Origin of the sequence: Streptomyces sp. SID14436 (assembly GCF_010548465.1) — a bacterium.
Taxonomy (GTDB): Bacteria; Actinomycetota; Actinomycetes; order Streptomycetales; family Streptomycetaceae; genus Streptomyces.
Genome location: NZ_JAAGMD010000204.1, coordinates 1 through 1,151 on the forward strand (window position 1 = coordinate 1; position 1,151 = coordinate 1,151).

The window sequence follows — 1,151 nt, forward strand, 5'->3', positions numbered from 1 at the left end:
CCGGTCCGGCTGTGGCGGTGACCGCCCCGCCCGCGGGGCCGCCGCCGGGGGCGGCCGACGCCGCGGTGCCCGGCTCGCTGCCCAGGAGGGCCTGCGGCACGACCAGCACGGCCTGGACACCGCCGTAGATGTTGGTCTGGAGGCGGACGTGGATGCCGTGCCGCTTGGCGAGCTGGGAGACCACGAACAGTCCGATGCGTCCGTCGGCCAGCAGGCTGGCGACGTTGACCTGGTCGGGGTCGGCGAGCAGGGCGTTCATCCGGTCCTGCTCGGCGACGGGCATGCCGAGGCCGCGGTCCTCGACCTCGACGGCCAGGCCGGAGGTGACGAGGCTGGCCCGCAGCAGGACCTGGGTGTGCGGGGCGGAGAACACGGTGGCGTTCTCGACGAGTTCGGCGAGGAGGTGGATGACGTCCGCGACGGCGTGCCCGCGCAGGGTGCCGTCGATCGGCGGCACCAGTTTGACGCGTGAGTACTGCTCGACCTCGGCGATGGCCGACCGCAGCACCTCCGTCATGGACACGGGGTTGCTCCACTGCCGCCGGGACACGGCGCCCCCGAGGACGGCGAGGTTCTCGGCGTGGCGGCGGATGCGGGTGGCGAGGTGGTCGACGTGGAAGAGGCCCTTGAGCAGGTCGGGGTCCTCGATCTCGTTCTCCAGCTCGTCGAGGATCGAGATCTCGCGGTGCACCAGGGACTGCAGGCGCCGCGCCAGGTTGACGAACACCTCCAGCTTCTGTTCGCTGCCCGCCTGGCTGGAGAGGCGGGAGGCCTGCACGACGGCGGTGACGGCACCGTCGTGGGCGCGGGTGAGGTCGGCGGCGAGCAGGTCGAAGTCGTCGGCGCCCGCGGGCGGTTCGGCGGGGTGGCTGCGGGCGGGCGGGCCGTCGCCGCGGCGCAGGTCGTCGACCAGGGTGCGCAGGTCGGCCTCGCGGCGGGCGGTGCTCCGTCGCAGGGTCGTGAGGCGGTCGTGCACCAGCCGGGCGGCGCGGTCGGCGGCCACCGCCGCGATGACGATGCCGGCGAGCGTCACCGACACCGCCCCGCCGAGCACCGCCCACATCGTGGGGCCGGGCCGTACCCCGGAGGAGCGGACGGTGAACAGGACGGCGGCGCAGCCGCTGAGCGCGACCGCCACCGGGGGCAGGACG

General features: G+C 74.7%; 1 protein-coding gene. It reads right to left on the bottom strand.

What is annotated here, in order from left to right; genetic code table 11:
• Positions 1 to 1,151 (bottom strand): ATP-binding protein (locus G3I53_RS07270; protein ID WP_239063637.1); only part of this gene is annotated, 1,151 nt, incomplete at both ends.